This window comes from Alteromonas sp. S015 (assembly GCF_036864485.1).
Classification (GTDB): domain Bacteria; phylum Pseudomonadota; class Gammaproteobacteria; order Enterobacterales; family Alteromonadaceae; genus Alteromonas.
Window position 1 is genome coordinate 334,503 of record NZ_JAZETO010000006.1, and the last position, 11,351, is coordinate 345,853.

Annotated in this window: 13 protein-coding genes; 9 read left to right on the forward strand and 4 right to left on the reverse strand. The window is 43.7% G+C overall.

Annotated elements, in window-relative coordinates; all coding sequences use genetic code 11:
• The first annotated feature begins 66 nt into the window (after positions 1–66).
• From V7R42_RS13595 to V7R42_RS13605, 3 genes are all read left to right on the forward strand, one after another.
• Positions 67–762, forward strand: a complete 696-nt coding sequence (locus V7R42_RS13595; protein WP_334020807.1) for a phosphoglycolate phosphatase — start codon at positions 67–69, stop codon at positions 760–762.
• A 149-nt stretch (positions 763–911) separates the two neighbouring features.
• Positions 912–2,126 carry a molybdopterin molybdotransferase MoeA gene (moeA, locus tag V7R42_RS13600; RefSeq protein WP_334020808.1) on the forward strand — a complete coding sequence of 405 codons (1,215 nt, stop codon included), beginning with the start codon at positions 912–914 and terminating at the stop codon, positions 2,124–2,126.
• Positions 2,127–2,277: 151 nt separating this feature from the next.
• Entirely contained in the window at positions 2,278–3,651 is a 1,374-nt protein-coding gene (locus tag V7R42_RS13605) for an MATE family efflux transporter (RefSeq protein WP_334020809.1), read from the forward strand.
• Between the two features lie 39 nt (positions 3,652–3,690).
• On the opposite strand, the gene V7R42_RS13610 is transcribed toward V7R42_RS13605, so the two are convergent.
• The 3 genes from V7R42_RS13610 to V7R42_RS13620 are packed head-to-tail and all read right to left on the reverse strand — an operon-like array spanning position 3,691 to position 6,476.
• Positions 3,691–4,443: a nucleotidyltransferase family protein gene (locus V7R42_RS13610; RefSeq protein WP_334020810.1), complete on the reverse strand. Its 753-nt coding sequence runs from the start codon at positions 4,441–4,443 to the stop codon at positions 3,691–3,693.
• A gap of 15 nt (positions 4,444–4,458) precedes the next feature.
• A complete protein-coding gene (locus tag V7R42_RS13615; RefSeq protein ID WP_334020811.1) occupies positions 4,459–5,640 on the reverse strand; it encodes a vWA domain-containing protein in 1,182 nt (393 codons plus the stop codon).
• Positions 5,640–6,476, reverse strand: a complete 837-nt coding sequence (locus V7R42_RS13620) for an AAA family ATPase (RefSeq protein ID WP_334020812.1) — start codon at positions 6,474–6,476, stop codon at positions 5,640–5,642. The genes V7R42_RS13615 and V7R42_RS13620 overlap by 1 nt, the downstream gene beginning before the upstream one ends.
• Before the next feature lie 271 nt (positions 6,477–6,747).
• Between V7R42_RS13620 and cysK the strand changes: the two genes are divergently transcribed.
• The 5 genes from cysK (at position 6,748) to V7R42_RS13645 (ending at position 9,677) form a co-directional block, all read left to right on the forward strand.
• On the forward strand, positions 6,748–7,713 hold the full coding sequence (cysK, locus tag V7R42_RS13625) for a cysteine synthase A (protein ID WP_334020813.1): 966 nt from the start codon (positions 6,748–6,750) through the stop codon (positions 7,711–7,713).
• A gap of 244 nt (positions 7,714–7,957) precedes the next feature.
• Positions 7,958–8,416, forward strand: coding sequence for a hypothetical protein (locus V7R42_RS13630; protein WP_334020814.1), 459 nt, complete (start codon positions 7,958–7,960; stop codon positions 8,414–8,416).
• A gap of 236 nt (positions 8,417–8,652) precedes the next feature.
• Positions 8,653–8,940, forward strand: coding sequence for a hypothetical protein (locus V7R42_RS13635; protein ID WP_334020815.1), 288 nt, complete (start codon positions 8,653–8,655; stop codon positions 8,938–8,940).
• Positions 8,941–9,315: 375 nt separating this feature from the next.
• Positions 9,316–9,519 carry a hypothetical protein gene (locus V7R42_RS13640; RefSeq protein WP_334020816.1) on the forward strand — a complete coding sequence of 68 codons (204 nt, stop codon included), beginning with the start codon at positions 9,316–9,318 and terminating at the stop codon, positions 9,517–9,519.
• Between the two features lie 35 nt (positions 9,520–9,554).
• Complete coding sequence (locus tag V7R42_RS13645; protein WP_334020817.1) at positions 9,555–9,677, forward strand: hypothetical protein; 123 nt, start codon at positions 9,555–9,557, stop codon at positions 9,675–9,677.
• Positions 9,678–9,791: 114 nt separating this feature from the next.
• Here V7R42_RS13645 and V7R42_RS13650 read toward each other — a convergent pair whose 3' ends face one another.
• Positions 9,792–10,898 (reverse strand): IS4 family transposase, encoded by a 1,107-nt coding sequence (locus V7R42_RS13650; protein ID WP_334020824.1) that lies wholly within the window; start codon positions 10,896–10,898, stop codon positions 9,792–9,794.
• A gap of 132 nt (positions 10,899–11,030) precedes the next feature.
• On the opposite strand from V7R42_RS13650, the gene V7R42_RS13655 reads away from it, so the two are divergent.
• On the forward strand, positions 11,031–11,351 hold a 321-nt coding region (locus tag V7R42_RS13655), incomplete at its 3' end, for a hypothetical protein (RefSeq protein ID WP_334020818.1).

Genomic DNA, 11,351 nt, shown 5'->3' on the forward strand with positions numbered 1-11,351 from the left:
GAAATAAAAATCTCGATTGCTAAAAATCATACCGTGGTAGGGATACCGCGGTGTAATACTTCTTACATGAGTGAGTTAAACAAGTTTGTAATGCAAGATATTAATACCTTCCTTTTCGACTTAGACGGGACACTTGTCGACTCTGTGCCAGATTTGGCAACCGCCCTAAATCAGATGCTAAGCGATTATCAACTATCCACATATGATGACAGCGTTATTAGGCACTGGGTAGGAAATGGTGCACGCGTATTAGTAGAACGTGGGTTGAGCGGCAACACAAAAGCCATGCACCACTGCACTTCGAACGAAATTGATGCAGCATTAGAAAAGTTTCTGCACTATTACCGAACGTTAGAAACTAAAAGTACTGTGCTGTACGATAGTGTTTTCGACACGCTACATGCGCTAAAACATCGTGGTTATACACTTGCATTGATCACTAATAAACCTTCAGAGTTTATTGCGCCTATTTTGTCTTTATTTTCATTGTCGTCACTGTTTTCTCTAACCATCGGTGGTGATAGCTTATCGGAGAAAAAACCTTCAGCCCTGCCTCTTTTGTACGCCTGCGAAAAGCTTAATATTAAGCCAGCGCAGTGTGTGATGGTAGGCGACTCTAAAAACGACATTCTTGCCGCTAAAGCCGCAAATATTAAAAGTATAGGGCTTACCTATGGGTACAATTACGGTGAATGCATTTCGACCTATCAGCCTGACTGGGTGTTCGATAGCTTCAGTGAAATATTGACCCTGAATACGTAGTTACCTTTAATGCCTTTTTACTACAGTAACTTCAGTGCATTTTAGGTACGTTAAGTACCGACTTTCTTTTATTTCACGCTTTAACCTTTGGTATAACACAGGTTTTTATGTAATATCCGCGTGTTGAAATATTTTAAGGAATTGTTGGTATGTCATCAAAATGGCTTTCACTCGAAGAGGCCCTCACTAAAGCATTAAGCGCTGCACAAGCGGTAAACGAGATTGAGCAAGTGAGCATTTTTGACGCCAACAACCGCATTTTGGCTGAAGACGTTATTGCACGTGTTGATGTTCCGCCATGGGATAATTCGGCGATGGACGGGTATGCCGTTAATACAGAAGACCTTAAACACAGCAATAAACTCGAAATACAGGGTGTAATTACCGCTGGCATGAGTGCTGATGAGCAGCTTGGAAAAGGCAAAGCATTTAAAATAATGACTGGCGCGCCTATTCCGGATACCGCTGATGCAGTCGTGATGAAAGAAAACACTGAAAGCTGTGACGGGGCTGTAATTATAAACAAACTGCCTTCAGCTACAGAAAATATTCGCAAAAAAGCCAATGATATTGCCAGTGGCGATAGGTTAATTAGTAAAGGCACCCGCCTTCACGCCGAGCACCTTATGCTGCTTTCCTCTCAAGGAAACAGTAAGGTGGCAGTATTCAGAAAACTTCGCGTTGGAGTAGTGGCGACTGGATCTGAGCTTGCTGTACCTGGCGAACCTCGCAAATCAACACAAATTTTTGAATCGAATCGCGTTGGTGTAAGCAGTATCTTAGGCAATGAAAATGTAGAGCTTGTTGACTTCGGCATTGTAGAAGACGATGAAGCTTCTTTGCGTAAACTCTTCACTGAGGCTAGCGAGCGCGTAGATGTAATGGTAAGTAGCGGTGGTGTATCTGTGGGCGATGCCGATTATGTAAAAGATATCATCGCTGCACTAGGCACTATCGACTTTTGGAAAGTTGCGGTTAAACCGGGTAAACCCTTTGCTCTAGGAAAAATAAACAACACGTTGTTTTGCGGTTTGCCGGGCAACCCAGTGTCTTCATTTGTTACTGCAAAGTTATTGGTTGTGCCTGTTATCAAAAAAATGCAAGGACAAATACAACCACACGAGACCTTCTTTGTTAATGCTAGCATTACCACACCACTTAAACGACGTGCAGGCCGCCGTGACTTCCAGCGTGCGACCATGATAAGAAATAATCGAGGTGAATGGGAAGTGACCCCCTTTCAATCACAAAGCTCTGGCGTTATGACTTCAATCACTTCTGCCAACTGCCTTATGGTAGTGCATGAAGATATAAGTGAATTAAACGTCGGCGATACGGTTCCTGTAATGCCGCTTCATTTTTAAAACGACTGTTGTTTAAACGCTTTGCACTACAACATTTTTTTCAATGTAGTTTTAGCTGCTTTACCTAATTGAAGGCGTGATTGCAGCATTGCGCGAAACAGTTAGTCATTATTCTCGTCGCCCTTGGCGACCCATATAGAGACACATTGCCGTGAATAAGAAACGCTTTCTCTTAGAAGGTAGAGACATTTTAAAACTAGCTTGGCCATTGTTAGTTGCGCAGATTACTCAAATGCTAATGGGCGTTAGCGATACCATTATGGCTGGGCGTTACAGTGCAACCGACATGGCAGCAGTAGCACTGGGATTTAGTATCACTGTACCAATGCTTTGCTTTATACAAGGTATAGCGCTGGCACTTCCTCCCATCATTTCAAGGCTGCAGGGTAACAAGAATTTAAGTGGTATTGCCGACGCAAGCCAGCAAGCTGGTTATCTGGTTTTCTTTGTGGGATTAGCGGTAGCGGGCTTAATTCCATTTACTGAAAGCATAGTGGCGCTGTTCCCTATGGCGCCCGAGCTGTTCAGCATTACTGTAGACTACGTACTTTATGTGCTGTTCGCTATGCCTGGATTTGCACTTTACCAATGGCTTAGAAACTACTGTGAAGGCTTAGGCAAAACCAAACCCACTATGATCATTACGGTTATCGGGCTGATGGCAAACATTATAGGAAACTACCTGTTTATCTATGGTGTAGGCCCATTACCTGCTATGGGAGGTGCGGGTTGTGGTATTGCAACAGCCATTGTTATTTACACTATGCTTATAGCAACGGTTATCTATGTTCGTTTTGCCCCTGCCCTTCAAAAATACAATTTGTTCGGACAGTTGTATAAACCTAACATGGTCACCATAAATCGTACCTTCAAAATGGGCTTACCCATTGCTATGACTATCCTGTTTGAAGTGACGCTGTTTTCACTGGTTGCATTGTTATTAGCTCCTTTTGGTGCCACAACGGTAGCGGCCCACCAAGTCGCACTGAATTTCTCGGCACTTATGTTCATGTTTCCTATGAGCATTGGTATGGCAGCAGCAATTCGCATTGGCTATCGCATAGGGCAAAATAACCCGCGACAGGCAAAAATTGCAGCTCGAACCGCTATTCTAATCGGTTTTTTCACCGCTGCGTGCACGGCTAGCTTCACTCTGTTAGCTAAGGGATTCATCATTGGCCTATACACCAGCGACGAAGCCGTATATACCTTGGCTAATGCTTTATTAATTTATGCGGCGCTATTCCAGTTATCTGATGCGGTTCAGGTGATTTCAGCCAATGCATTACGCGGCTATAAAGACACCACAGCAATGTTCATTATTACCTTTGTGTCCTACTGGTTAATAGGCCTACCTACAGGCATTATTTTGGGTAGAACACACTGGCTAACGGCAGAACCAATGGCCGCAGCAGGGTTCTGGATTGGCTTCATTGTAGGCTTGAGTGCAGCAGCGGTGATGCTAGGTGCTCGCCTTCTTTACATTCAAAGGCCCAGTGGTGCACGGCGCATAGCGGCTGTGTAATCACATTAAACGTTTTGACTCGATGGAAAGACGGGGCCGTTAACCCCGTCTTTCGAGCGTAGTCCAGTCTTGTGGCGTATCTATATCAAATTGTGCATTAGGTATAGACACAGTTGTTACCCTTCCTAATTTCTTATATTTTTTAATAATAAGTTTAGCTCCGGTATCCCCCTCTAATGCCAATAGTTCACTGAACATTGCTTCAGGAAATATAGCAGGCACGGTTAGCCGGCTTTTGGTTTCACCTTCCTTATACCATTCACTGCACACTATGTGGTTAGGATTCGCATTAGAAGTTTTGATAAGGCGAACGAAATCTTGGGCATTAAGACTTGGCAAATCGGCTAACGTGAATAGCACGTGAGTAGGGTTTGTAAACAAACTATTTGCTGTCGGGGATACTGTTGTCGACAGTGATGAAAGGCTAAAAAGATGCGTGAGACCCGCGCGAATACTTGATGCAAGGCCTTCATCCCAATTCGCGTTGCGAACGACACTAATTGGCAGTTCAGAAACCTTACAAGAAGAGTGTTTTAGCTGCGTGTTTACGGAATCATGCCATTTACCCGTAACAACAGTAATGGGTAATTCGCTGGTTAATGCTACGTTATTGCGCACACTCACTACTTCACCTACACTGTGTTGAATAAGAGGGAGCCCAGAAGTTGGGTGTTCCGATAAAAGCTTATTACCCTTGTAGCGGGCGCTCTTTCCGCCCGCCAACATCACAAGTGCTACGGCATAATTTTCCGACTTCAATTCACCATCCGTTACATCAAAGAAATAAAACATTACACCTAAAAAGGCTTAGCGGCTTCTACTAAGCCCTTTGATAGCAGCGGTTAACCCTTCAAGCGTTAGCCCATACATTCTGTCTTCCATAATTTCACGAATAATTTTGATAGACGAATAATACGGCCAGTAATTCTCAGCTTGCGGATTAAGCCACACAGCATTGTTAAAGTGGTTCAACAAGCGCTGTATCCACACTCTGCCCGGTTCTTCGTTCCAATGCTCTACACTACCCCCTGGATACGTTATTTCATACGGCCCCATGGTAGCGTCACCGACAAAAATAACCTTATAGTCTTTTCCGTAGCGATGAATGATATCCCAAATAGGAATGCGCTCTTTATTGCGACGAAGGTTATCTTTCCACACCTCCTCATACACGCAGTTGTGGAAATAAAAGTACTCTAAGTACTTAAACTCGCTTTGCACCGCAGAGAAAAGCTCTTGAGTACTTTTTACGTGTGGGTCCATAGAGCCGCCCACATCAAAAAACATCAACACTTTTACCGCATTGTGACGCTCTGGTGCCATGTGGATATCGAGTAAACCGCCTTTTTTAGCAGTCTCACCTATTGTGGTTGGCACATCTAGCTGCTCACTTGCGCCGGTGCGAGCAAACTTGCGTAGCTTTCTAAGGGCCACTTTTATGTTACGCGTACCCAGTTCTACATCAGAACTTAGGTTCTTAAACTCACGCTTATCCCACACTTTTGCAGCGGAGAACTTTCTGTTTCCCTTTTGCCCTATTCGCACACCTTCTGGATTGTCGCCATAAGCGCCAAACGGCGATGTTCCGCCGGTGCCCACCCATTTATTTCCACCTTGGTGACGCTTTTCTTGCTCTTCTAAGCGCTTCTTCAAAGTTTCCATCAATTCTTCAAGGCCGCCTGCTTTACGCAGTGCTTCACGTTCTTCAGGGCTTAGGTTTTTCTCAATTTCTTTGCGTAGCCACTCTTCAGGAATATCTTTACCAAACAAGTCTATAGATTCTACCCCTTCGAAATACTCAGCAAACGCTCGGTCGAACTTATCGTACTGAGTTTCGTCTTTGACCATAATGGTGCGCGCTAAACTGTAAAACGCTTCAATATCGGCATACACTACGTGCTTTTCAAGCGCACTAAGCAAGTCCAGTAACTCGCGAAGCGTGGTTTTAACCTGATACTTTCGTAGCGTGAAAAAGAACTGAATAAGCATTAGCGGCGCGCCATAAAGACCAGTTTTTCAAACAAGTGAATATCTTGCTCGTTTTTAAGAAGTGCCCCGTAAAGTGGTGGAATAGCAGCTTTTCCGTCTTTCGAGTGTAGTGCTTCAGGTGGAATATCTTCAGCGACAAGTAGCTTCAACCAATCTATCAGTTCAGAGGTAGAAGGCTTTTTCTTAAGCCCAGGCACATCGCGAATTTCAAAGAACGCTTTTAACGCTTCATCAAGCAACTTTTGCTTTAAATCAGGGAAATGCACATTTACGATTTCTTGCATTTCATCTGGGTTCGGGAACTGAATATAATGGAAGAAGCAGCGGCGCAGGAAAGCGTCTGGCAGCTCTTTTTCGTTGTTCGATGTAATGATAACAATAGGACGCTGCTTCGCGACGACTCGTTCTTGTGTTTCGTACACGAAAAATTCCATCTTATCGAGCTCTAGCAACAAATCGTTAGGAAACTCAATGTCCGCTTTATCAATTTCATCAATCAGCAGTACTGGACGCTTTTCTGCACTAAAGGCTTCCCACAATTTACCTTTTACAATGTAATTGCTGATATCGTGAACGCGGTCGTCGCCAAGTTGAGAGTCGCGAAGGCGCGAGACTGCATCGTATTCGTACAAACCCTGCTGCGCTTTCGTGGTTGATTTAATGTGCCACTGAATTAGTTCAGTGCCTAAACTCTCGGCCAACTCTTCGGCCAGCATGGTTTTACCTGTGCCAGGCTCGCCTTTAATTAAAAGCGGACGTTCTAGCGTAATGGCGGCATTAACCGCCAGCTGTAAGTCTTTGGTTGCGATGTAATTAGACGTGCCACTAAAAGCCATTATTATTGTACTCCGTATAATTTTTCGTCTTTGCAAATTTAAACATAATATCAAGGCCTTCTCATGATTGCCCAGTGATATAACATATAGCTAAAAAGCACTTTGCATTTTACTGATTGAGACCAATGATATAGGGGTATGACGAAATCCCCTAATTCAGGCTGTGAATTGTTAACTATCACACGCGTTGAATTATTAACTATTAAAAAGGTCGTACAGATCACGACAGACGGGGTTTCCTGAAAAATAAGGAACGAGGTAAGGATTTATAATGAACGTATTTGACGACAATTCCCTATCTATTGGCCGCACGCCACTAGTTAAGCTAAATCGCGTAACATCAGGTAATGTATACGCAAAAATTGAATCGCGTAACCCAAGCTTCAGTGTTAAGTGCCGCATTGGCGCAAACATGATTTGGGATGCTGAAAAGCGCGGTGTCCTTACCGAAGGTAAAGAAATTGTAGAGCCGACCAGTGGTAACACAGGTATCGCTTTAGCGTTTGTTGCAGCGTCTCGCGGTTACAAGCTAACGCTAACCATGCCTAGCAGTATGAGTTTAGAACGTCGCAAGCTACTGAAAGCACTGGGCGCAAACCTTGTTCTTACTGAAGCACCAAAAGGCATGAAAGGTGCCGTAGCCGCAGCGCAAGAAATTGTGGCATCAGATCCAGGCAAATACGTATTGCTTCAACAGTTCGACAACCCAGCTAACCCAGCTATCCACGAAAAAACCACTGGCCCTGAAATTTGGGAAGATACCGACGGCAAAGTGGATGCATTCGTTGCCGGTGTAGGTACGGGAGGTACAATTACAGGTGTTAGCCGTTACCTTAAGAACACAAAAGGCAAAGCAATTACCTCGATTGCCGTTGAGCCAACAGACTCACCAGTAATCACCCAAGCGCTCGCGGGTGAAGAACTCACCCCTGGCCCACACAAAATTCAGGGGATTGGCGCAGGTTTTATTCCAGGTAACCTAGACTTAGACCTAATTGACGAAGTTGAGCAAGTTACTAACGAAGAATGTATGGACATGGCGCGCAAATTAATGACCGACGAAGGTATTCTTGCGGGTATTTCTTCTGGTGCTGCGGTAGTCGCTGCCAAGCGTTTTGCAGAACGCCCAGAGAACAAAGATAAAGTGGTTGTGGTACTTCTAGCAAGCGGTACAGAGCGTTACCTGAGTAGCCCATTGTTTGCCGGTGCTTTTGACGAACAAGAAGAAGTTCAATAACCATTTATATGTTTTTACAACTTTAAAACGAGGCCTCGCGCCTCGTTTTTTTATGCTTACTCACTTCTATATTACAACGAGTTTTAACACCATGCTTAAGCGTGTTTACGCGCTATTCCTTTGCTTTTATGCACAATATTGTTAATAATCAAAACCTAGATTGACGAAGCAGTTAGCACATTGCCTTTGTTAATATGCAAAATTATCAATAAGAAACGGACCTCTTTACATTAAGGTAACCCAGATGAAAACGCGTATGTGGTACGCCCTAATTGGGCTTTTTGCAGTTTTGGTTTTATCCGCCTGCGATAAACAGGAAAAAGGCATCGGACGTTTCGGCATGCTAGATGAAGGCACTCCTGAGTACACAACGATAGAGTTTCTCAAAAGTGTATACGAAGACGACAACCTTGATACAGCAATTCGCCTTTCTAGCGAAAAACTGTCGCGTATTTTAACGAGTTACCACACCAATAGTAACGTTCAGCGCCACCTTTTAAACCTAAAATACGACACCGTCACCATAACGCCTCAAAAAACGGGTCGAGTTGGTCGCAATGAATTCGCAGAAGAATCGACTATCACCGTTTTTTTGAGTGGAACTTACAACAACGACAAAATTGAAGATTTGAGAAGTTTAGACTTGATTAAAGAGGACGGTGAATGGAAGGTGAACAAGATTCACCCTGATGCTTATCTATAGCAAGCAAAATACACTGTTTTTATAAACAGTTCCCCACATTTTTGCGATAGAAGAAAATAAGAAGGATATTTTCCGGCTTTCATGCATGAAACGGGCTAGTTTTTGTATAACTGGTTGTTTTAAGGTGTTAACTTCAAACAAACCAAAAGTGATATACGGATATTTGCCACCTTGCATAAAAGATTTTTTCCTTACACTAAATTGTTATGTGCTTCAATGAAAAGGTTTAGGCCAATTTGAATAAGGAAATAAAGCGAAGTCTAGTTTACCTAGTGATTACTACTATCGTGTCGTTACTAATTTTAAAAGATGTAGGTAGCGGAATAGAACTTGTCTCTAGCCGTCGCGGTTCGGATATACATATTTTCGTTATATATGTTTTATCTCTCTTTTTTGTTGGCTATTCGTTGTTTTCTCTAGTAAGGGCTGTCGCATTTACTACAATTGGCCCAGACTCGTTTTGGCGTAAAAACATATGGGATATCATACTTGGCCCTGTTCCAGATAACAGTGAAAAGCAATGATAGGATGTTTTTCAATCGCACATAACAAGCGCATCAAGCCGCTCGCAGGCTCGCTCGGACACAAAAACTACGCGGCGTTTAGTTTTGTGCTTCGCAATTTTAACCTAAACGCCGCTACGTTTTCGTGCCGCTTATGCGGGTGTTAGATGCCACGGAGGTTCAGTTGACGGACTCACATTTACAAGTAATTTAATTTCTACTTTAGCGTGGCCAGCTACAGTAATTATTCTTTTTTGCATTATCAAAAAAGAACTTCCTAGCATCGAGAAGTCGATTAAAAAGTTTAAATATAAAGACGTCGAACTAGAGTTTGGCGCAGCTATAGAAGCCGTTGCTAAAGATGCTAAAAATTCATTGCCACCTAGCAAATCAAATGTGATCGCTGGCAAAACTACTGAAGACATCAAAACACGCTTAGATGCTGTTGCCGAGTTAGCTCCTCGCGCTGCAATTTTGGAGCCTTGGATACAAGTTGAAGCAGCCGCTGCCGATGTAATTCAGAAAAAAAGGCTAGGGTCATCTGTGCGTTATCCAGGCCCTGCAAGATTGCTTTCGCTCCTCAAAAAGGTGGGGTGCTAAATGGCAAGCAAACTTTAATTTTTGAACAACTTCGCATGTTACGTAATGAGGCTGTTCACGTTCACGATGCAGAATTTACTGATGCGGCGGTAGCAAACTACATCGAATCAGCAATGTTAATAGCATCGTATTTAGAGGACACAGCAAGTGGCTTATAACAAGTTGCTCAAGTTCGTTCGTAAACTCACTGGGTCAATTAACAGTTGGCTTGGCGCTTCGCGCAAGTTTAGCCAACAGTCAATTGCCCCTTAGCAAAGCGCTGGGGGATCCCCTCATAATTCAGGCACCCCGGTAACGTGAACGCGTTGAATATACTGGGTTATTGCCCAGCGAATTTCAGTGATTGAAACGGGGTAATCCCGCCGTCGTTTTCGGACTTCCCGTCCCAATCTAATTAGTGAGAGAACGGGACGATGTCGGATAGTATTGGCCTGGAAGGCCCGCTGCCAATGATGCTTTTGAGCAATGATGCCAATCAATCGTAATAGCCATTCGGCAAGCATAGCAATGAGCAACAGCATGTCGAAACGTTTAGGACAGCGTATTCTGCTGTGACGCAACCCTAAGCCGTACTGAGGGCTTTTAATATCGCGGAAACTTTCTTCTATTTGCATTCGCTTGGCATAGAGGTTGACGAGCTGCTTTGAGGAACGTTGGTCTTTACGCCCTTTGGATTTAGCTTTATACAAATGTAGATAGGCATCAATAGGTCGTTTACGCCCTAATTCACCAAAGCCCAGGTAACGCGCTTTGGCGTTAGCTGAAGGGTAAAATGACTTGTTACTGCACCATTTAGATTGACCATGTTCACGAAAGCCGACTTCACCGCGGACACGCCCAAGCCAGAACCAGCCAAGCTTTTCCACTTCCCGGAACCAGGTGTTGCGATATCCCGCATCGGTGACGATAAGCGGGCACCAGCGCTCTGGCAGAATAGCAGCCAATTCTCGTAGAAAGGGATTGTGGCTGACCGGTGAGTTGTACTGGGAAAACGGAAATACCCGCTCATAGAGGATGACAGAGCGCACTTCAAAACTCACCGAGGCTCGTAGGGTTTGATGTCGCATTTGTTCTCTAACGTCAGACCAATCAATAAGAATTATCGGCATTGGGTTTGCCCCACACAGGAGTCGTGCATGCCAGCGGTAAACATCCAGTCTCTCGTTGTATAAAGCATGATTGCCCAGCAAACGGTCAATACGTTTAATATTGTGTTTAGCCGCGACTGGCCCGGAGACATTCCGGCCCAGTTCTGTAAGCGAAAGTTGCTGGCCATCCAGCAGGGCTTGCACAGCAACCATCAGAGAGGAAAGCCGTTTTTGATGTAAATTGGGGCATTGATTTTTAAGTAAATCATGTAAGATAGATATATCACGCATGGTGTGTTGTTCTGGTATGTTTTTGGCGAAATGAATTAGATCAAATCGCGCCATGTGTGTCTATATTATTGAATCTGCTTTAATTTATAAGGGGATTCGTTAGAGCAAAGCGATATGTGACAAGGATGAAACATGAATTCAAAATCATTTATTAATTACTTTCCTGAAATAGCATCGCTAGATGAGAGTGAACAAGAGACCCTTTTAGAGCAAGCAAGGTATGCTGCATTTGCAAAGCTTAATCTTTCAGGCCAGAGTGCTCTCTTTTTCATAGGATCTTTGCTAGCTGGCTTTAGTGTTCCGGTTTTAACACTTTGTATTTTTGGCTATTCTATTCTTTCTGCTGCGATAGCAAGTGGTTTAGGTTGTGTCCTAGCTCTCATTTTGCACAAAAAGCTTTATGGAAAACTAATAAAAAAGGGGCTCGACGAGGTTTTGAAAAGCAATGCCACA